This window comes from Sphingopyxis sp. 22461 (assembly GCF_052044915.1).
Lineage (GTDB): Bacteria > Pseudomonadota > Alphaproteobacteria > Sphingomonadales > Sphingomonadaceae > Sphingopyxis.
On sequence record NZ_JBQENY010000002.1, the window covers coordinates 357,622 to 374,884 of the forward strand.

At 66.8% G+C, this 17,263-nt stretch carries 22 protein-coding genes; 5 read left to right on the forward strand and 17 right to left on the reverse strand.

What is annotated here, in order from left to right; all coding sequences use genetic code 11:
* Positions 1 to 18: 18 nt before the first annotated feature.
* The 5 genes from ACTJI5_RS04335 to ACTJI5_RS04355 form a co-directional block, all read right to left on the reverse strand.
* The gene (locus ACTJI5_RS04335; protein WP_137892551.1) at positions 19 to 948 is read right to left on the reverse strand and encodes a HEPN domain-containing protein; all 930 of its coding nucleotides are present in this window, start codon (positions 946 to 948) and stop codon (positions 19 to 21) included.
* A gap of 85 nt (positions 949 to 1,033) precedes the next feature.
* On the reverse strand, positions 1,034 to 1,357 hold the full coding sequence (locus ACTJI5_RS04340) for a DUF736 domain-containing protein (RefSeq protein WP_054728000.1): 324 nt from the start codon (positions 1,355 to 1,357) through the stop codon (positions 1,034 to 1,036).
* A 264-nt stretch (positions 1,358 to 1,621) separates the two neighbouring features.
* Positions 1,622 to 2,425 carry a hypothetical protein gene (locus ACTJI5_RS04345; RefSeq protein WP_137892548.1) on the reverse strand — a complete coding sequence of 268 codons (804 nt, stop codon included), beginning with the start codon at positions 2,423 to 2,425 and terminating at the stop codon, positions 1,622 to 1,624.
* A gap of 132 nt (positions 2,426 to 2,557) precedes the next feature.
* Positions 2,558 to 2,815 (reverse strand): DUF5818 domain-containing protein, encoded by a 258-nt coding sequence (locus ACTJI5_RS04350; protein WP_137892546.1) that lies wholly within the window; start codon positions 2,813 to 2,815, stop codon positions 2,558 to 2,560.
* Positions 2,816 to 2,981: 166 nt separating this feature from the next.
* Positions 2,982 to 4,550 (reverse strand): PAS domain S-box protein, encoded by a 1,569-nt coding sequence (locus ACTJI5_RS04355; protein ID WP_137892544.1) that lies wholly within the window; start codon positions 4,548 to 4,550, stop codon positions 2,982 to 2,984.
* Between the two features lie 171 nt (positions 4,551 to 4,721).
* Here ACTJI5_RS04355 and ACTJI5_RS04360 point away from each other — a divergent pair, with 171 nt between their 5' ends.
* The gene (locus tag ACTJI5_RS04360; RefSeq protein ID WP_171013711.1) at positions 4,722 to 5,114 is read left to right on the forward strand and encodes a response regulator; all 393 of its coding nucleotides are present in this window, start codon (positions 4,722 to 4,724) and stop codon (positions 5,112 to 5,114) included.
* 67 nt (positions 5,115 to 5,181) lie between these two features.
* On the opposite strand, the gene ACTJI5_RS04365 is transcribed toward ACTJI5_RS04360, so the two are convergent.
* The 5 genes from ACTJI5_RS04365 to ACTJI5_RS04385 form a co-directional block, all read right to left on the reverse strand.
* Positions 5,182 to 5,439, reverse strand: coding sequence for a hypothetical protein (locus ACTJI5_RS04365; protein ID WP_137892540.1), 258 nt, complete (start codon positions 5,437 to 5,439; stop codon positions 5,182 to 5,184).
* A 340-nt stretch (positions 5,440 to 5,779) separates the two neighbouring features.
* Positions 5,780 to 6,742 carry an NAD(P)/FAD-dependent oxidoreductase gene (locus tag ACTJI5_RS04370; RefSeq protein ID WP_440859482.1) on the reverse strand — a complete coding sequence of 321 codons (963 nt, stop codon included), beginning with the start codon at positions 6,740 to 6,742 and terminating at the stop codon, positions 5,780 to 5,782.
* Positions 6,743 to 6,768: 26 nt separating this feature from the next.
* Complete coding sequence (locus ACTJI5_RS04375) at positions 6,769 to 7,464, reverse strand: MgtC/SapB family protein (protein ID WP_137892536.1); 696 nt, start codon at positions 7,462 to 7,464, stop codon at positions 6,769 to 6,771.
* A gap of 6 nt (positions 7,465 to 7,470) precedes the next feature.
* Positions 7,471 to 8,337 carry an ADP-dependent NAD(P)H-hydrate dehydratase gene (locus tag ACTJI5_RS04380; protein ID WP_440859483.1) on the reverse strand — a complete coding sequence of 289 codons (867 nt, stop codon included), beginning with the start codon at positions 8,335 to 8,337 and terminating at the stop codon, positions 7,471 to 7,473.
* The gene (locus tag ACTJI5_RS04385; protein WP_137892534.1) at positions 8,330 to 9,091 is read right to left on the reverse strand and encodes a histidine phosphatase family protein; all 762 of its coding nucleotides are present in this window, start codon (positions 9,089 to 9,091) and stop codon (positions 8,330 to 8,332) included. The genes ACTJI5_RS04380 and ACTJI5_RS04385 overlap by 8 nt, the downstream gene beginning before the upstream one ends.
* A 256-nt stretch (positions 9,092 to 9,347) precedes the next feature.
* Between ACTJI5_RS04385 and ACTJI5_RS04390 the strand changes: the two genes are divergently transcribed.
* The 4 genes from ACTJI5_RS04390 (at position 9,348) to ACTJI5_RS04405 (ending at position 11,955) form a co-directional block, all read left to right on the forward strand.
* On the forward strand, positions 9,348 to 10,094 hold the full coding sequence (locus ACTJI5_RS04390) for an HAD-IIB family hydrolase (RefSeq protein WP_137892532.1): 747 nt from the start codon (positions 9,348 to 9,350) through the stop codon (positions 10,092 to 10,094).
* Between the two features lie 307 nt (positions 10,095 to 10,401).
* Entirely contained in the window at positions 10,402 to 10,545 is a 144-nt protein-coding gene (locus ACTJI5_RS04395; protein WP_171013707.1) for a hypothetical protein, read from the forward strand.
* Between the two features lie 114 nt (positions 10,546 to 10,659).
* The gene (locus ACTJI5_RS04400) at positions 10,660 to 11,235 is read left to right on the forward strand and encodes a DUF4142 domain-containing protein (RefSeq protein WP_440859484.1); all 576 of its coding nucleotides are present in this window, start codon (positions 10,660 to 10,662) and stop codon (positions 11,233 to 11,235) included.
* Between the two features lie 141 nt (positions 11,236 to 11,376).
* Positions 11,377 to 11,955, forward strand: a complete 579-nt coding sequence (locus tag ACTJI5_RS04405; protein ID WP_056350133.1) for a DUF1989 domain-containing protein — start codon at positions 11,377 to 11,379, stop codon at positions 11,953 to 11,955.
* 59 nt (positions 11,956 to 12,014) lie between these two features.
* On the opposite strand, the gene ACTJI5_RS04410 is transcribed toward ACTJI5_RS04405, so the two are convergent.
* The 7 genes from ACTJI5_RS04410 to ACTJI5_RS04440 form a co-directional block, all read right to left on the reverse strand.
* Entirely contained in the window at positions 12,015 to 12,350 is a 336-nt protein-coding gene (locus tag ACTJI5_RS04410) for a hypothetical protein (RefSeq protein ID WP_137892530.1), read from the reverse strand.
* 40 nt (positions 12,351 to 12,390) lie between these two features.
* Complete coding sequence (locus ACTJI5_RS04415; RefSeq protein ID WP_137892527.1) at positions 12,391 to 13,173, reverse strand: SDR family NAD(P)-dependent oxidoreductase; 783 nt, start codon at positions 13,171 to 13,173, stop codon at positions 12,391 to 12,393.
* Entirely contained in the window at positions 13,166 to 14,383 is a 1,218-nt protein-coding gene (locus ACTJI5_RS04420) for a zinc-dependent alcohol dehydrogenase (RefSeq protein ID WP_440859485.1), read from the reverse strand. The genes ACTJI5_RS04415 and ACTJI5_RS04420 overlap by 8 nt, the downstream gene beginning before the upstream one ends.
* Positions 14,384 to 14,421: 38 nt before the next feature.
* Entirely contained in the window at positions 14,422 to 15,096 is a 675-nt protein-coding gene (locus tag ACTJI5_RS04425) for an SRPBCC family protein (protein ID WP_440859486.1), read from the reverse strand.
* Between the two features lie 232 nt (positions 15,097 to 15,328).
* Complete coding sequence (locus ACTJI5_RS04430) at positions 15,329 to 16,015, reverse strand: PRC-barrel domain-containing protein (protein ID WP_440859487.1); 687 nt, start codon at positions 16,013 to 16,015, stop codon at positions 15,329 to 15,331.
* Positions 16,016 to 16,215: 200 nt separating this feature from the next.
* Positions 16,216 to 16,413 (reverse strand): hypothetical protein, encoded by a 198-nt coding sequence (locus ACTJI5_RS04435; protein ID WP_137892522.1) that lies wholly within the window; start codon positions 16,411 to 16,413, stop codon positions 16,216 to 16,218.
* Complete coding sequence (locus ACTJI5_RS04440; protein WP_137892520.1) at positions 16,410 to 17,159, reverse strand: Crp/Fnr family transcriptional regulator; 750 nt, start codon at positions 17,157 to 17,159, stop codon at positions 16,410 to 16,412. Before ACTJI5_RS04440 ends, ACTJI5_RS04435 begins: the two co-directional genes overlap by 4 nt.
* Between the last annotated feature and the right edge of the window lie 104 nt (positions 17,160 to 17,263).

Consider the following 17,263-nt stretch of genomic DNA (forward strand, 5'->3'; position numbering starts at 1 on the left):
CTCTTTGCTTTTGGAGCCTCAGCCGGCGTTGCGCGCCGTCGTTTCCAAAAGCGATATGCGCTCGCGGCACACCAGTTCGACGATGTCCGCCAGGTCGGCGACCCGCTCACCCAACCAAGCCAGTTCCTCGGTCGTGATGCTATAATGCTTCGAGTAGCGCGCCTTGATGTACGCTTCCTTCAGCTTCTCGAAGCGGGATCGGTCAGCCTTTGCCTCCCGAGGCCAGGCATCAATCAAACGATCATCAACACGTTCAGCCTGAGTACGCAGGAATGCGAGATTGTGGACGTGGGGGGTGTAGAAGGTGCAGACCAGCAATACGCAGTGGTACAGACGCTCCGTCGCCTGATGAAAGTCGAACGCAGCTTTTTTCAACCATCCCTGCTGCGCAGCATATTCTGCCGAACCGCTAAATTCGCCAGCGCTCGGAAACCACTCGTCAAAATATTCCCGCGCCATATCCAGCGCCGCATGCGGCGTCTTCGGCTGCGGCTCGGCAAGCTCGCTGTCCTCGGCCTCGTACAGCGCGATCCCGTCGCGCGCGACGTCCATGAAGAAATAGCGGCCCTGCGACAGCCCGGAGTTCACTTCGTCGAGACTGTGCACGATGAAGTTCACCGGCGTCCGCAGCGTCTTCGTCACCGACAGTTCGCGAATGAGCCGGTCGTCGAGCTTCGACCAATAGTCGGCGCGATCGGTCAGCCGCTTGTCATTGACGATGATCAGCAGGTCATAGTCCGACTGATAGCCCTTGGCGGTGTGCGGCTCGTCGACCCAGCCGCCGCGAGCATAGCTGCCGTAGAGAATGATCTTCGAGATGCGCCCCTTCTTCTTCCAGCCCTGCGTCGCGAGCGCCAGTGCATCCTCGAATTCTTCGAAGATAATCTCGACGACGCGCTCGAGTTCGCGCTGCTTGTGCGGGGGAAGATGGTCGATACCGCTTTTCATCGTCATCACCCTATCAAGGCGGCGGCTTCCGCGCACCAGCTATTGCAGCCAGTGCGAGGATAAGCCGCGTGTTTCTTGCACGCCGTCAGTCGGCGGGGTTCCAGAGCAGCGCATAAGCGTCGGAATTGTCCTGCCCTGCCGCGCGGGCAAGGTTCGCATAAAGGCGCCGCTGACCGAACTCGGGGGCTTCGAGGGCGAGCGACACGTAGCGGCGCTCGGACACAGCCGCGAGGCGCACCCATCCCGCGCCGATCTCGACGTCGTCGGAATAGACGCGGTAGTCGGGCTGCACCTCGCTCCCCTTGCCGCGGTTGATCCGAATTTCGATCGGCACCCTGATCGAGAGGGTGCGAAGTTCGCCGACAAAGCCCTTCTCGATCGTGCCGCTAACGAAGCCGATGGCTCCCATGATGTGTCTCCTGACCTTGCCCGCGAGCCCGTCCCGCGGCGCAGGAAGGCAGCCGGGGCGCCGCAAGGCGCCGGCGCACCCAGAGGGCCGCAACGGCAGTGGAGGACGGGCGAAGCCCGTTGCGCCGGGGCCGCGCCCCGGCAGACGCCTCAAGCGCGGGTCGGGATCGCGGCTGGCCGCAGGGACGCGGCGATCCCCGGTGCGCCTCGCCGTAAGAAGGTGCCGATCGCGCGGCGAAGACGCTCAAGCGTCCCCGAGACAGAATTACGATCTCCAACCGGACCAATGGTGCGCGCCGCCGTCGCGCCAGCCCAGCGAAATTCCGATCAGCACGAGGATCGCCGCGATCGCTGCCGCCACCGCGAGGGCAGCCGCCTCCTGTCCGCCGGCTGCAAAGATTGCTGCCAGCGCCCAGAGGAAGACGAGTGCGAAGGGCGGATTACCCTTGCCCCGCGCCAGGGCCGCGGCCGCGATCAGACCGCCGACGACGATAATCGCGGCGGAGATGAGCGGCGCGACATCGGGCGCAGCGTCGACGCCATAGTAGCGCAAAGTGGCGGCGACATTGACGATCGACGCCGCCGTCAACCAGGAAGCGAGCGCCGACAGCGGCAGGATGGCGCCCCAGCGCTCGGCCGCCGAAAAGGGCGCCGTCCAGGCAGCGATACGGCGATAGGCGATGAGGATCGAGACAAGCGAGCCGAAAATGATGAGGGTCGATACCGCGTCGATGTCGCCTAGCTGCACCCAAGTGGCCCAGAGCGCATTGCCGAGAAAAGCACCGGCTGCCGGCCAGCGCAGCGCGGCGAACAAGGTGCTATCGCGCCCGGCCGACGTAAACTGGAGAAGCGAGAAAACCAGCGATCCCAGATAAAGCGCTCCCCAGATCGAGAAGGCCCAGCCCGCGGGCGTTATCAGCGTCTGCACGGCGTCCGAACGCTCGCCGACCGGCGTGCCGATCCCCATCGCCGGCAAGAGAACAGCTCCGATCTGCCCCAGCGCACAGAGAAGGACGACGATACGCGCCGGATCGGCGGCGGGTGCGGGGGTTGCGATGGTCTGGGTCATGCAAGCTTCAACCGGCGCCGCGGCACTTTGTTCCGCGGCTCGAGACCGTCAAAAATGAGAGGCATCCGGACCGCCTGCGGACATCCGCTTTACGATCCTCCTGCCAGGCAGCTCCGGCCAGTGGCGGCGCGGCTATGCTTCGATCGGCGAGCCGCTGTCCGGAAGAGCACCACCCGCCGCGGTAGCGCCTTCCGGGGCGACGCCGTCGACCTCGACAAGATCGTCGCCGACGAGCGTGCCCGTGATGCGCACGCGCTTCTCGACATGGTCGACGGGGGTGCGGCGAAGGTCGAGCCGCCAGCGGCCGCCGAGGTCGCGGCGAAGCGCGAAGCCGCCTGCCACCCGCAGCAGCATTCCCGACTCGTCGATGCGTGATCCGATTCCCGCCATGGCTATGCCTTAACCGAGCCGCGCCCGACTCGCCAGCCACGAGCAAGGTTTGTGACGCCCACCCGCGACCCGCTCCCTTCGACCATCGACCTTCGGCCCGCACCTTCGATCCTCGACCCACGAAGCGCGCGAGCCTCGCGCGCTCCAGCCGCGCCCAAGATGCTGGTCATGCGGGAAGTTCAAGGGTGCAGCAGACACCTTCGGGCCGGAATTCGATCGCGGCGCTGCCGCCCTGCCCGCGGAGCGCCCGTTCGAGCATTCGCGTGCCGAAACCCGTACGTGCGGGAGGCGCGACGGGGGGACCGCCCTGCTCGCTCCAGCGCAGGCGGAGCCGATCCCGGCCGCTCTCGTTCACCATGTCCCACTCGACCGCGACCGTGCCGGCATCGCCCGACAGCGCTCCATATTTGACCGCATTGGTCCCGAGTTCGTGCAGCGCCATCGCCGCGAGCAGCGCCCTCGACGCCGGCACCTCTGCGTCCGGCCCCGCGAGGCTGATGCGGCCCGGCTTCATCTTGTCGAAAGCGTGCAGCGCGCGCTCGATCATTTCACCGGCCGATACGGTGCCCCAGTGGCGCTCGGTGAGGAGGTCGTGCGCGTCGGAGAGGGCGCGGACGCGCGCCTCGAACGACTGGCGCTCGGCGGCCGGCGTCTCGCGAAACGTCTGCGCGGCGATCGCCTGGACCATCGCGAGCGTGTTCTTCACCCGGTGGCGCATTTCGGCGAGGGTGAGCTGGAGCTCCTCTTCGGCCTTCACGCGCGCCGCGATCTCGACGCGCGCCGCCTCGTGAAGATGGGCGTTGTCCATCGCCACCGCCGCCTGCGCAGCCACGGCCTCGACAAGCTCCTCGACCTCGGCATTGAACATGGCGGGCTCGTCATGGCCAAAGAAAAGACCGCCGAGCACCGCGCCCGAGCGCGAGATGACGGGAACCGCGAGATAGCTCACGACGGGCAGATGCCCGTCGGGCATGCCGTGGTGCGGCGCGCTCAGGCCGTAGCGCGGATCCTTGCGGATATCGTCCGACCGGATCGTCCCCGCTCCGCGGAACGTAGGGTCGAAGACGGCGGTATTGCGCGGCATGCCGAAGCGCTCGAACGCCTCGCGCGGCGCACCGGAAAGCGAGAAGAGCAGATAGCCTTCGCCCTCGTCGCCGAGCACATTGTAAAAGAAGGCGCCGAAGCGCGCACCGCTGAGTTCGGTCGCGATATCGGTCACCGCCTGGACGATCCGTTCGAGGTCGAGATCCTGCGAGACGAGGAGGGCGGCGCGATTGAGCTGGGTCAGCCGCTCGGCCTGGCGGGCGAGCTGCGCCTCGACCGCCTTTCGTTCCGAGATGTCGCGCGCGATCTTCGAAGCGCCGATGATCGTGCCGTCGGCGCGGCGCACCGGCGACACGGTGATCGAGAGGTCGACGAGGCTGCCGTCCTTGCGCCGACGGACCGTCTCGAAAGGCGGAACGCGCTCGCCGGCGCGCACACGCTCGATGATCGCGGTTTCTTCGCTGCGGCGTTCCTCGGGGATGAGGGTGAGGATCGAGCGGCCGACGATCTCGTCGGCACGAAAACCGAACATGCGTTCGGCCGCGGGATTCCAGCTGGTGATGGTTCCATCGAGCGTTTTACTGATGATCGCATCGTCCGAGCCCTCGACGAGCGCCGCGAGGTGCGCGGCACTTTCGCGAACGGCTAAGCCCCCTTGCGCCGCTTCGTCCTCGATCAGCGTCTCACGCATATGTCATGGTCCCTGCCCCTCCGATGGCCCCTGCGTTCCCGAAACGGGAATTCGCTATGGCAAAGAAACCCTTGAGTGGTTGATGCGTTCCGCCGAGACTGCCATGCGCCCAGCCGTGACGCCGAGCGACCTCTCAACTTCGATCCATGTTTCAGGGCGAAAGTCATCAGCGTGCCAAACCCGTCCCCCGCCCCTCTCTGCACGGCCATCGTCGCCGAAGACGAATGGCTCGTCCGCATCGACATCGTCGAGGCGCTCGAGGAGGCCGGGTTCGCGGTTCGCGAGGTCGAAAGCGCCGAGGATGCGCTGCTCCTGATCGGCGAGGAGCGACCGCATATCCTCGTGACCGATATCCGGCTTGCCGGCGCTCTCGACGGATGGAGCCTCGCGGAAGCGTACCGCACCGCTCATCCGGGCGGCGGCGTCGTCTACGCCTCGGCCAATGTGCCGCTCGCCGACCGCCAGGTCGATGGCAGCTTCTTCTTCTCGAAGCCCGTGCTGATGAGCGCGCTCGTCGATGCCTGCCTCGGCCTCTGCGCCGGGCAAGACGGCCGGCCCGCCTGAGGCGGGCAAGCGGGCGTTATCCACTTGTCACAAGTCCCTCGCGAGCGCGTCACCGGCTCAGCGCGGTTCAGGCGGCGGCGGCGCCTGGCTGAGCAGAGGGCCCCGCGGTGCCTTGGGATGGGGGGAGGCCGTGCAGCTTCCAGAGATTGGCTTCGGTCTTGCTCATGCGTACGAGAAGCTGCTCGCCGTCCCATAGTTCGACCTCGGCACTGCCGCGATCGTTGAGCGCGAACTGGAACGCCTGATAGGCGTCGGGCGCGCGAAATTCGACGCGGCGCGGCTCGCGCGCATCCTCGCCATGAAAAAGAAGGTGAAAAAGGCGCATGACATGCTCCATTCCTGTTCCGGAGCAAGCGCGACCCTGCTCTCAGCACCCAATGATCGGCAGGCCTCATGCAAAGGACGAACTGCAAAACAAGACAGCCGCAACAGACGCCGTTGAGGGTGGGACTCAGCCAGTTCTACTTAGCAGATTTCGGGACTCCAAGGCGCGAAATCATCATGATCGAAATCAATCCTGCACGCGCTGCGACGGGCAGCGCCCTCTCCCCTATTGCATCGCCAGGCTCAACGAGGCAGGTTTTGCCCAACGACTATGTGGGCCGAACGCGCCCGGCCGAGCAGCTTTCGTGCATCCGTCGAAGCGATAGCCTGCCCCTTGTCCTTCAGTGCTGGTCCGCCATTACATGCCCTTCGACACGGCGCAGCCAGTTGTGAAGCCGCGTCGCAGCCGCCGCGCCATGGCCCGTCGCGGTGCTGATCTGGTCGAGCCCGGCGAGAACATCGCCGGCGCCATAGACGCCGGGCATCAAGGGCTCGGCAAAGGCATCGGCGGGCAGGCAGCGATTGGCGTCGCCCTGGAGACCGAGCCCCGCCAGCAATTCGCTGCGCGGTTCGGACCCGAGCGCCGGATAGAGGGTGTCGAAGAGAAGCGCGTCCTCTGCACCCTCCAGCTGCACCGCGATGCGTCTGTCCCGGTGCGCGAGGCGAAGCAGCTGCCGCTCCTCGATCCGCACGTCGCTTGCCAGAAGTTCGGCACGCTGCGCGGGCGTGAGCTCGACCTGCCACTTGGGGATGAGGGTCACATCGTCGGTATATTGCCTCAGGAACATCGCCTCGGCGGCGCCATGAAGGTCCGACCCGAGTACGGCGATCTTGCGCCCGCGATGCTCAAATCCGTCGCAGATCGGGCAGTAGCGCAGCGCCCCGCTGCGGACGGCGGCGTCATGGTCGCCGCTATCGAGCACCGCCTCGTTGGTGATGACGCCGGTCGCGAGAATGAGCCCGCGCGCCGACAGGCGGCGGCCGTCTTCGAGCTGCGCCGCGAAGGGGGCACCTCCCGCGTTCGCAGACAGGTGATCGACGCGAGCCACTTCGATGTCGGCGCCATATCGCCCGGCCTGATCGGTGAGCCGCGCGACGAGATCGGCTCCCGATATTCCGTCGGGAAAGCCGGGCACGTTCCAGGCCATCGGCGCCCCGAGTGCGCGCGAGCGCCCGTCGTGGAGCACGAGGGTGCGGCGGCGATAGCGTGCCAGATAGAGAGCGGCGGTGAGCCCTGCGGGTCCCGCGCCGATGACGAGCGCATCATAAGCGGGCTCGCCCGAAGGGTCGCGGCCAGCGGACATGCCCGCGCCCGTTCCGGCCCCACCCTTCATCCCTGCTGCGGCCTGATGTCGAAGGCGGCGATGCGATCGTCCTCGCTGAGCGCCGCCGCCAGCGCATCGGCACATTCCTCGCCATAGCCTGCGGCGATGGCGGTAAAACCGGGCGCGCCGCCGGCGCGGCGCTGTTCGACGGTGATCGCCTTGAGGCCATGTTCGCCGAGCAGGGCGATGACCTCGGCCGAGGCGATGCTCGTTCCCGCCCGATAGTCGAGCGTGATATGCGCGATGCGCCGCTGCGGCGCGTGGCGCTCGGTCCAGGTGACGGCAGCGAGCACGAGGAAGGTCGCGACGCCGCCGAAGATGGCGAGTTCGTAGAAGCCGACCCCGAACAGGATGCCGAGTGTCGCGGTCATCCAGAGCGATGCAGCGGTGGTGAGCCCGCGGATATTGAGCCCCTCGCGAAAGATCACGCCCCCGCACAGGAAGCCGATGCCGGTGAGCACGCCATGCGCCATGCGCACGGGATCGATGCGCACGACCTCGGTCGGCGTGTCGGTGAGCCATTCCATCTGGTGAACGGCCGACAGCATGAGGAGACAGCAGGACAGCGCGACGAGGATATGGGTGCGCAGACCCGCCGGGCTCGCGCGATATTCGCGCTCGCCGCCGATAATCGCGCCGGCGATGACCGCCCCCGCGATCGGCAGCAGGAGATCGGGGTCGAGGAGATCGAGCTCAGACACCGCGCATCAGCCCCGGGACGAGCGGCAGCAGCTCGCGCGCAAGATAGCCGAGCGGCCCCATGGTTTCGCCGAGCCGCCGCCCCGCTTCGCCGTGCAGCCAGATGCCCCAGGCGGACGCCTGCAGGGGCGAGAGGCCTTGCGCGCCGAGCCGGCGATGAGGCCCGCCAGCACGTCGCCCGAGCCGCTGACGGCAAGGCCGAGCCCGCCGCCCGCATAAGCCAGGCAGCTCCCCTCGGCGATGAGATGGCTCGTCGCGCCCTTGACCATCACCGCCGCGCCGAAGAGGTCGGCCGCCTTGCCGAGCGACGCGAGCGGGTCGCTTGCGACCTCCTCTTTCGCTACATCGAGCATCGCGGCAAGTTCGCCTTCGTGCGGGGTGAGGATTGTGTGCGCGGCGCGCGCCCGGATCGCATCCGAATGTGCGGCCGCTGCGCGCAGCGCGACGGCGTCGAGGAGGAGGAAGATGTCCTCGGGCAGCGCCGGCAGCAGGGCTTCGAGCAGGGTCCGGACGATGTCGGCGTCGATCATCGCGGGCCCAAAGACGATGGCGTCGTGCAGTGCCACCTCGGCGAGCAGCAGTTCGGCCGCCTCGGGCGCAATCTCGCCCGCTTCGGTTTCGGGGAGCGCGACGACGGCGCAGGCCGGAAAGGCGATGCCGATCGGGATCGCCGCCGAGGCGATCGTCGCGATCGTCACCTTGCCCGCCCCGGCGCGGAACGCCGCCTCGGCGGTGAGCAGCATGCCGCCTGGCACCCGGCGGCAACCGCCGATCACGAGCACGCGGCCGCGGCCGTTCTTGTCGACATTGTCATGATGATCGGGAAGCGGATGCGCCTTCAGCCAGGCGGTGTCGAGCGGGGTTGCCTCAGCCACGCGCGGCCACCATCGCATCGGGTTCGCGGGTGACCGCAACCTCGCCCTCCATCGGCGCAGTTACATTGTAGCGCGACAGGACGAGGTTGCCGTCGCGGCCCATGTCAGCGTCGAAGCGATATTCGGTGATCGCGCAATTGGCGACGTCGCCTTCGCTATCGATTGCCAATATCTCGGCCTCTCCCAGATTTTCGATGATGGTGCGCAGGCAAAGGACGACCACCTGGTGCGCGACGATCATCACGCGCCGCCCGCCATAATGGAGCGAGACCGTGTCGAGGAGCGAGCGGAGGCGCAGGATCACATCGCACCAGCTCTCGCCGCCCGGCGGGCGGTGATAGAATTTGCCAAGCGCCAGCCGGAATTCGGCCTGATCGGGATGCGCCGCCTCGATGCCTCGGCGCGTGAGGCCGTCGAGGATGCCGAACTCCTTCTCGCGCAGCCGCTCGTCGATGCAGATTTTCTCGTCGGCCGCGCAGCCTCCTGCGCCGCGAAAGATTTCGGCGGTCTGCACCGCCCGGACATAGGGCGAGGCGAGCATGATCTCGGGGCGGCCGTCTTCTTCGCCCGCTGCGAACCAGGCGCCGAGCGCCTGTGCCTGTTGCTCGCCCAGCGCGGAGAGGGGCACATCGACATCGCGGTGGTCGAGCGCAATGCGCAGGTCACCCGCCGCGTCGGCGGCATCGCGCGCGACATTGCCCGCGCTTTGGCCGTGGCGAACCACCCAGAGCACCGAAGGCCAGCGCGGGGTCATCGAATGGTCTTCCTCGTCATCGAGACGCTAACGCCTCCAAAGCCGAACTCGTTGCCTTGGCCGTGCGGGGCTTCCGGCAAGCGATCTGACGCCGCCGCCGCGGTCCCTCCATGCCGACGAGCGCTGCCCGCCATGCCGGCGCGGCTGCCCGCTCGAGCGAGGACCGAGGAAAATCCGGCAGGAACCTAGTCCGGCGTCGGGCGATTGTGAGGCTTTGCCGGCCGCGCGCCGGCGACAGCGAACAGAGGAGACAATCATGAAGAAACTCGTCGCCTTCGATCTCGATGGAACCCTGGCGGAAAGCAAGCAGCCGCTCGCCCCCGAAATGGGCGCGGCGATCGCGAAGCTCCTGGGCGTCGCCGAGGTCGCGGTGATTTCGGGAGGCGACTGGCCGCAGTTCGACAAGCAGGTCGCGAGCCGACTTCCGGCAAACGCCGATCGGGGCCGGCTCTGGCTGATGCCGACGACGGGCACGAAGCTTTTCGTCCACCGCGGCGGCGCCTGGACGCCGCTTTATGCCGAGCTGTTCAGCGACGAGGAAAAGGCGCGCATCCTCGCCGCCTTCGACGCGTCGCTCGAGGCGACGGGGTTCGTTCCCGAGGAAGTCTGGGGCGACCGCATCGAGGACCGCGGCAGCCAGATCACTTTCTCGGCGCTCGGCCAGCAGGCGCCGATCGCCGCCAAGGAAGTCTGGGATCCCGACTTCGCGAAGCGGCGGATCATCCAGGCGGATCTCGGCGAGCGGCTCCCGGGCCTGTCGATCAACATGGGCGGCGCGACTTCGATCGACGTCACGCGCGAGGGCGTCGACAAGGGCTATGGACTCAAGAAGCTGAGCGCCGAGAGCGGAATCGCGCTCGGCGACATGATCTTCATCGGCGACGCGATCTTTCCGGGCGGCAACGACTATCCGGCGAAGTTGCTAGGACTCGACACGGTGCGCGTGCGCGACCCCAGGGAAACGATCGCGGTGATCGAGACGATCGTCGCCTGCCTTGGTTGAAGGTGCGTCAGGCGACCGCGGGCCGCGCCGCGCGCCGGGCCCTTTTTGGCCGCACCGGCGCCGCGCCGCCGCCCTCCCGCACGCATGATGAGTCCGGCGAAGCCCCGAACGCGCCTGCCCGCCCCGCCCCGCCGCCACGGGCCGCGCCGTCGCGAAAGGCGGCCGGAACACGCACGGCGCCCCGGACCGCTGCCGCACGCCAAAAGCGTATAACTTCGATCAACCCAGCTCCTCTTTCACGCAACAAGCCGGACAGGCGCGGGGTTTCCGTATTGGCCCGCCTCGGGCCGCATGGAAAGGATACGTCATGGCACAGAATGACAAGAAAGACGGCAAGCAGCAGGGCAGCTCGTCCGGCAAGGGCAGCCAGCAGCAGCAGGACGGCGGCAAGAGCCGGTCGGGAGCCGACAAGCAGTCCGGAAGCAAGGACCAGGGCAAACAGCGCAGCTGACCTCCGCCCCCGCTTTCCGGGTGAAAGACCGGGCCGCGCGCGCTGCGGCCCGGTCTTGCATGCGGAAAAGCGCCGCCCAGCCGACGCGCACAAAATGGTTTGAGGAGAGATAAGATGAAGACTTGGATTGGAGCCGCGGCGATTGCCGCGATTGTCGCGGGATGCGGCGGACCCGATACGCGCGACGAGGAGCAAGCCGCCGCGTCTGCCGACACCGCCGCCATGGCGCCGGAGCCCGCTCCGGCCGCCGCAACGCCGGCGGCAGCCGTTAGCACCGCAGACTATGTTGCCCAGGCGGGCGCCGGCGACCTCTGGGAGATCGAATCGTCGAAAGCCCTGCTCGCCAAATCGAAAGATGCAAAGGTCAGGGCCTTTGCCGAGATGATGATCGACAACCACGGCAAATCGACCGCGAAAGTGAAGGCGGCCGCCGCGAGCGCCGGGGTCGAGGCGCCGGCACCCAAGCTCGCACCTGACCAAGAGGAGATGCTTGCCGACATCAAGGCCGCCGATGCCGCAGGGATCGACAAAATCTACCTCGATCACCAGAAAACCGCGCATGGTGCGGCGCTGGCGCTTCATCAGCGCTATGCCGCCTCAGGCGAGGCAGTCCAGCTCAAGCAGGCGGCAGCAGAGATTGTGCCGGTGGTGAAAGCGCACCGAGCCGAACTCGGCAAGCTGGCCCCCTGACAGAGGCTCGGAACCGGCGTTTCAAAGCCGCCGCGCGATTAGCGCGGCGGCTTTCGCTCGCCGCATTTCGTCCTCCTCCCGGCAACCGCTTCATGACATCTTAGTTCATTCCCGCCGCACCTTCTCAGTTCAGGAGCATTCATGACCGACCGGATCGCGCCCCGCAGCGGCGTCGCCTTCACGCTTCCCAAGGACAAGATTCTCTGCGTGACCGACCCCGAGGGCGGCCAGGTCGGCGACCTTCTTGCGTTTCGTGCGGCGGATCCCCGCGAAGCGATCTCGAACGGGCGGACGTTCGACTATGAAGAGACGATCCGGCTGACGACCGGCAACCGCTTGTGGTCGAACCGGTCAAACGCGCTGCTCGAGATCGTCGAGGATAGCTGCGGGGTGCATGATTTTCTGCTGACGCCGTGCAGCGAGGCTACCTTTCGTCATTTCTACGCCGACAAGCCCGTTCATCGCGGCTGCTTCGGCAATCTGGCCGAAGCGCTCGAGCCATATGGGATTGCTGCCGACGCCATTCCCGTCGCGTTCAACCTGTTCATGAATGTGCCGGTCGGCAGCGACGGCAAGATCCGCGTCCTTCCGCCGACGACGAAGGCCGGTGACTTCATACGGCTTCGCGCGCTCGACGACCTGATCGTCGGGCTCACCGCCTGCTCGGCCTACGACAGCTGCGGCGGCAGCTTCAAGCCGATCGACTACCGGATCGAGTGAACGGCCGGGTACGGCGCTGCCAGAGCGATTGCGCCGCGCCGCCCGACCACCGCGAGGGCCTAACGGCTCCCGCCAACCGGCGCGTCCGCTCCCTTGCCGGGCGGGGGCGTATCGGGTTCGGCAGCGCGCCCGCCGCCGCCTTGCGGATCGCTGTCATAATCCTCCGCATTGCCTTTGCCGCCGGCACCCGCGCCGCTTCCGCTGACCGGGCCGCTGCCGGTGCTGCGCCGATGGCCGCGGTTGGCGGCCCCCGATACGTCGCCGGCCTCGCGCTCGCCGGCGGGATAGCGCTCGGGCGTCGTCGTCCCGACATTCTCGCGGCGTTCCACAGGTTCTTGCGGCAGCGAGCCATCGCTGGCGGAGGCTCCACCCCTGCTGTCATTGCGATTGTTCATGATCGTCTCCTCTTCAACAAATGGGGCCGGATCGGCCAGATCAGTCTTGCTTCCCCGACCCCGGCTCGGCCAGTTTCCGGTGCATCTCGGCTGTCGCCGCTTCGCTGAGAACGCCCGAGGCCAGGACCTGCGCCTTGTTCTTGAGCCCGTGAACGACCGCATGCTCTCCTGCGAGGAGCGCGTCCCATCCGGTTTTCGCCACATCGGCGGGATCGTCTTTTTCCGATTGCCCGACCTTGGTGTCGAGCATGCCGGCCCGCTCGAAAAAGCGCGTCTCGGTCGCGCCGGGTTTGAGACAGGTGATGGTGACGCCGCTGTCCTTCAATTCGTTGCCGATCGCCGCGGCGAAACTGTCGACGAAGGCCTTGGTGCCGTTGTACACCGCCTGGAAAGAGCCGGCGAGATGACCGGCGATCGAGCCGGTGATCAGCACCTTGCCTTCGCCGCGCGCGACCATCGCCTTCAGGACCGGCTGGAGCAGCAACAGCGTGCCGGTGATATTGGTGTCGATGACGTGACGCCACTCGTCGACCGGCTGGTCGAGAAAACCATGTCCGAGGCCGTGGCCCGCGTTGGCGACGAGAATGTCGATCGGCCTGCCGCCCGCGGCGGCGAGAAGACGTTCGACCCCGGCAGCAGTCGCGAGGTCGGCTTCGACTGCCTCGACCTCGACGCCCTTGGCAAGGAGGCCCGCGGCAGCATCGACGAGCGGCTCGTCGGCCGCGACGATGAGGTCATAACCATCCTTCGCGGCGAGTATGGCGATCTCTCGGCCGATACCGCTCGAGGCGCCGGTGACGATAGCGAGTTTGCGATCAGGCATGTTCCATCTCCTGCCGTGCCGAGACGGCCCCTTTTGCGAGGCCGGGCTTGAGGACGATCTTCGTGTAGAGGTTCTGCTCGTCGTGCCAGTGCCGGTACATGTCGGCGGCGTCCTCGAGCGATGCGTGATGCGAGATGAGCGAGACGGTATCGAACTTGCCGGCCTGGATCATCTCCAGCAGATCGCCCGAATAGCGCTGGACATGCGTCTGTCCGCTCTTGACGGTGAGGCCCTTCTCCATGAGCTGACCGAGCGGGAATTTGTCGGCGAAACCGCCGTAAACGCCGGGAATCGAAAGTCGGCCGCCCTTGCGGCACGCAAGGATCGCCTGGCGCAAGGCGTGGATGCGCTCGGTGGACGAGAGCAGTTTGACCTTCACCTGGTCGAGGATGTTGTCGACCGTGAACCCGTGGCTCTCCATGCCGACGCAGTCGATGCAGGCGTCGGGCCCGATGCCGCCGGTCATTTCGGCGAGCGCCTCGCGGACATCGACCTTCGTATAGTCGAGGATCTCTGCACCATATTTCTTCGCGAGCGCGAGGCGCGTCGGAAAATGATCGATCGCGATCACGCGCCCCGCGCCGAGCAGCAGCGCCGACTGGATCGTGAACAGGCCGACGGGGCCGCAGCCCCAGACCGCGACGGTGTCGCCGGGCTCGATGTCGGCGTTGACCGCCGCCTGCCAGCCCGTCGGCAAGATGTCCGACAGGAAGAGCACGTCGTCGTCGGCAAGATCGTCGGGAATGACGACCGGCCCGACATCCGAATAGGGAATGCGGACATATTCGGCCTGCCCGCCGGCATAGCCGCCGGTGAGATGCGCATAGCCGAACGCCCCGCCCATCGCATGACCCGTCATCAGCTCGGATGCATCGCGCGTCTCGGACGGGTTGCTGTTATCGCAGGCGCTATATTGCTGCTTCTCGCAGAAGAAACATTGGCCGCAGCTGATCGTGAAAGGCACGACGACGCGCTGTCCCCGCTGCAGCGTCGAGGCGGCGCCGGTCTCGACCACTTCACCCATGAATTCGTGCCCGACGATATCGCCCGCGCGCATGCCCGGAATATAGCCGTCGTAAAGATGAAGGTCCGAGCCGCAGATCGCGGTCGAGGTCACGCGAATGATCGCATCGCGCGGGTTGACGATTTCGGGATCGGGAACGGTTTCGACACTGATCTTGTGGCGTCCCTGCCAGGTAACGGCGCGCATGGCCTTCTCCTTGATGTGATTGTGCTGCGGTTCGGCGTTCAGATGTGCGGCTCGGTAGGGCTCTCGGCGCCTCGCGCGGAGGGCGAGGCATTGGTCGTCACTTCGCCGGTTTCCATGAGCTGCTTGAAACGGTGAAGGTCGCGCCGCGCCTGCACTTCGGGCTCGCGCTGAAGGAGCTTGGCGGCGAAGCGCCCGACCTTCCCGGCGGGCGGGTCATAGGCGAGGATCAGGCTGACATAGGTGCCTCGCCCCGCCGGCGCGTCGATGAAGCGTACCTCGCCGCTGTTCGCGATGTCGGAGACCGGCGTGCTTTGCCAATAGATCGATGTGTCCTCGACGCGCTCGGTGATGCGGTTGACCAGTGTCACCTCGCGCCCGGCGGGCGCCCTGATCGTCCACTGCGAGACATCGTCGCCAAGGTCGTCGACCGCGACTACATTCTCCATGAACTCGGGAAAGCGTTCGGGCATCCATGCCGCATAGAGCTCGGCGCGGGGGCGATTGATCAGCACCGACTTGCCGAACAATGCGCGGGAGGAGGCTTTGTCGAGCGTCCAATGCGGCGCATCGGTCGCGATTGTTTCTTCTTGCCCTCGGCTCTCGCGGTGCCGACGGCGCTGCAAGAGCGCCGCGCCGGTTGCGAGCACGGCGATGCCCGCGCCAGCGGCGGCGAGAATCAGCGGATCGGGAAGGTCATTCTTGGATCTGGACATGGATCATCTCCCGCCCGGACAGAGGCCGGGCGTCATCTGGGGAGCGTCGGCGGGGCCGGCGCCGGTCGGGGGAAGCGGCCCCGGCGCGCCGGGGCGATGGTCGAGTGACGCCTGTCCGCCGCGATTGTTCCGGGGGTTGGAGGAAAAAATCGCCGCAGCGTGCGCGCGGCGGGACAGGCGCCGTTGTCGTGGAACAAATGGCGGGAAGCATGAGCTGCACGGATGAGGATGCTCATCTTGGAGCCCCGCCATAATCCGCTGGCGCGCGAGCGCCCCGCGGCCGCCCGCCCGCCGCCACCGAGGCCTCGCCGCCCTCCCCTGACACATCACCCATGGCCCCTTGATCGCGAGGCGGACGCGCCGGCCAAGCTTCGCCGTCCAGCGCGTCGCGCGCCTCAAATTCCGCCGCGCTTATCAGCAGCACGAGCCCGTCGGCATGACAGTCGAGCATCGTCGCCGGTACCGCGCGCAGCGTCTCGTCGATGCCGCCGAGCCCGCCGCTCGCGACGACGACATAAGAGAGGCATCCGCTTTCGCATTCGATCATCGCATCGACCGCCTGGCCGACAACTTCGCCGCGGATATCGCTCACCGGAAGACCGCCTAGCGCACTCGCGGCGAAGAGCGAGGGCGAGGCCGCGATCCGGCTTCGCTTCGCGGCACGCCGCGCGCCATCCTCATAGCCGCGCTGGCGGCCGAGCCAGCGCCATATTCCGACGAGATTGACGAGCGTCAGGAACAGGTTCGTCGCAAGAAGATTGGTCTGGCCCGATGTGAACCCGACGACCGACCAGGCGAGCGAGCCCAAAGTGAACACGACGAAGCCCGAGCCGGTCACGCGCGCGCCGAGATTGGCTGCCGTCATCATCGCCGCGATCATCGTCGCGGCAGGCGCAATCAGTCCGGCGGCCTCTTCCACGTGCGGCTTCTCCTCGGTGGGCGGCACCCGCTGGCGCCGCTCCCGGGCAGAACCCGCCGCCGTATCACCGCGTTCCCCCGGACGGCAGCGATACAACATCGATCAATGCGTTTATCGGCGCCGCGCGCTGTGCGTCGGCTCCTTGGCGCCAGATGGGCGACGGCCCCGTCGCCCCCGTACGGGAGCGATCAGGCGTCCCTTCATGACCGCCTAGCGGCGAGCTGTTCTTCCGCACGCCTCGCCGCCTCGATAAGGCTTTCGCCGGTACTGCGCGCCGCCGCCGGGGTCATCGTCACCGCGACACCGTCGGGGCCATCGAGCAGGACAACGCCATCTTCGGCGGTGGCGATCCCCGCTTCCGTCTCGGGCGGCTGCGGGGAAGACAAATCATAGGTCATCGGCGGGGCCTCTGGTCTGGGAGCGGCGGAGATGCGGGATCGTCGATATAGAGATAGGCGGGATCGAACTGGCCGCGCCGCGCCAGCTTCGCGGCATCGAGAATCTCGACCTTGCCGTTGCGGAACGTACAAAGCCCTTCCTCGCGAAGATGGCGCACGACCCGGTTCACATGCACGGTCGTCAGGCCGCAGATCTCGGCGACATCGGCCTGCGTCAGTCCGAGCGTGAACTGACGCCCGTCGCTCAGCCCCGCCGACTGGAGACGCACATTGGTCTCGCAGAAGAAATGCGCGACGCGCCCTATGGCATCGAGGCGGCCGAGCCGGAAGAGCCAGGCGCGGTGGATTGCGGCATCGAGCAAGGTTGCGAACCAGAGCTTGCGCGTCAGCTCGGGCATTTCCTCGGTGATCGCGTCGAGCTCGACATGCGGGACGATCGCGATCGTAGCCGGAGTCATCGTACCGACATCATGGTCGAGGTGTTTCAGCGGGTAGGCGTGGAGGTCGACAAAGTCGCCCGGCAGGTGGATCGCGACAAGCTGGCGAAGACCGTCCCGGTCGTCGAGATAGCGCGACATGATGCCCTCGACGAGGAGCGTGCTCTGGTCGAGCCATTCGCCGGCGCGCGCGATGATCTTGCGGGCCTCGACGGTCGAAGTGGTGCTGATGGCGGCTTCGAGGCGCGCGCGCTCGCCGGCCTCGAGGCTTACCCCGCGACGGTCTCTCAAGAAGCGATCGGTTAACATGACTGACGTTCCCTGTTTCGTCCGAAATGCATGAGCGGGCCTGCTCGACTGCGAAAATTCCGAAAGCCCGGCAACCCCTCACAAGGGAAGCGGAATCGTCATGA

Bases quoted from the DNA above. Each gene is read 5' to 3' on its own strand.
- ACTJI5_RS04425 (WP_440859486.1), bottom strand. From the start codon at position 15,096: ATGTCCAGATCCAAGAATGACCTTCCCGATCCGCTGATTCTCGCCGCC.
- ACTJI5_RS04365 (WP_137892540.1), bottom strand. From the start codon at position 5,439: ATGCGCCTTTTTCACCTTCTTTTTCATGGCGAGGATGCGCGCGAGCCG.
- ACTJI5_RS04350 (WP_137892546.1), bottom strand. From the start codon at position 2,815: ATGGCGGGAATCGGATCACGCATCGACGAGTCGGGAATGCTGCTGCGG.
- ACTJI5_RS04340 (WP_054728000.1), bottom strand. From the start codon at position 1,357: ATGGGAGCCATCGGCTTCGTTAGCGGCACGATCGAGAAGGGCTTTGTC.
- ACTJI5_RS04395 (WP_171013707.1), top strand. From the start codon at position 10,402: ATGGCACAGAATGACAAGAAAGACGGCAAGCAGCAGGGCAGCTCGTCC.
- ACTJI5_RS04390 (WP_137892532.1), top strand. From the start codon at position 9,348: ATGAAGAAACTCGTCGCCTTCGATCTCGATGGAACCCTGGCGGAAAGC.
- ACTJI5_RS04410 (WP_137892530.1), bottom strand. From the start codon at position 12,350: ATGAACAATCGCAATGACAGCAGGGGTGGAGCCTCCGCCAGCGATGGC.
- ACTJI5_RS04415 (WP_137892527.1), bottom strand. From the start codon at position 13,173: ATGCCTGATCGCAAACTCGCTATCGTCACCGGCGCCTCGAGCGGTATC.
- ACTJI5_RS04355 (WP_137892544.1), bottom strand. From the start codon at position 4,550: ATGCGTGAGACGCTGATCGAGGACGAAGCGGCGCAAGGGGGCTTAGCC.
- ACTJI5_RS04385 (WP_137892534.1), bottom strand. From the start codon at position 9,091: ATGACCCCGCGCTGGCCTTCGGTGCTCTGGGTGGTTCGCCACGGCCAA.
- ACTJI5_RS04420 (WP_440859485.1), bottom strand. From the start codon at position 14,383: ATGCGCGCCGTTACCTGGCAGGGACGCCACAAGATCAGTGTCGAAACC.
- ACTJI5_RS04435 (WP_137892522.1), bottom strand. From the start codon at position 16,413: ATGACCTATGATTTGTCTTCCCCGCAGCCGCCCGAGACGGAAGCGGGG.
- ACTJI5_RS04405 (WP_056350133.1), top strand. From the start codon at position 11,377: ATGACCGACCGGATCGCGCCCCGCAGCGGCGTCGCCTTCACGCTTCCC.
- ACTJI5_RS04345 (WP_137892548.1), bottom strand. From the start codon at position 2,425: ATGACCCAGACCATCGCAACCCCCGCACCCGCCGCCGATCCGGCGCGT.
- ACTJI5_RS04400 (WP_440859484.1), top strand. From the start codon at position 10,660: ATGAAGACTTGGATTGGAGCCGCGGCGATTGCCGCGATTGTCGCGGGA.
- ACTJI5_RS04370 (WP_440859482.1), bottom strand. From the start codon at position 6,742: ATGTCCGCTGGCCGCGACCCTTCGGGCGAGCCCGCTTATGATGCGCTC.
- ACTJI5_RS04440 (WP_137892520.1), bottom strand. From the start codon at position 17,159: ATGTTAACCGATCGCTTCTTGAGAGACCGTCGCGGGGTAAGCCTCGAG.
- ACTJI5_RS04335 (WP_137892551.1), bottom strand. From the start codon at position 948: ATGAAAAGCGGTATCGACCATCTTCCCCCGCACAAGCAGCGCGAACTC.